The organism is Klebsiella sp. M041, assembly GCF_059759695.1.
In genome coordinates this window covers 1-451 of record NZ_JCAXWU010000063.1, presented here as the reverse complement: position 1 = coordinate 451, position 451 = coordinate 1, and the positions used below count along the sequence as shown (strand labels likewise).

The following is a 451-nucleotide window of genomic DNA, read 5'->3' as shown; positions in this document are numbered from 1 at the left end:
TGTTGAATAAATCAGATTTCGGGTAAGTCTCCCCCGTAGCGGGTTGTGTTTTCAGGCAATACGCACGCTTTCAGGCATACCTGCTTTCGTCATTTTGTTCAGCGCTCGTACTAGGGCCATAGCCTCTGCAACCTGACCATCGTAGTCACGCAGTGTCAGTGAACCTCCGAACAGCTGTTTTACCCGGTACATCGCCGTTTCCGCTATCGAGCGACGGTTATAATCTGTTGTCCATTTCCACCGCGCATTACTCCCGGTCAGCCGCTGATTCGCAACAGCACGGTTACGGTCTGCATATTCACCGGGCCAGTAACCCGCGCCTTTTCGGGGCGGGATAAGCGCGCTGATTTTCTTACGCCGCAGTTCATCGTGACAGAGCCGGGTGTCGTAAGCGCCGTCTGCCGATGCTGCCCTGATTTTTCTGTGAGTCTGCCGGATAAGACCCGGGAAG

At 54.5% G+C, this 451-nt stretch carries 1 pseudogene; it reads right to left on the bottom strand.

The annotated features are described in order from the left end of the window. Nucleotides 1-51 precede the first annotated feature (51 nt). Nucleotides 52-451, bottom strand: a pseudogene (locus AC6CWS_RS26485) (IS5-like element IS903 family transposase); the annotation flags it as partial.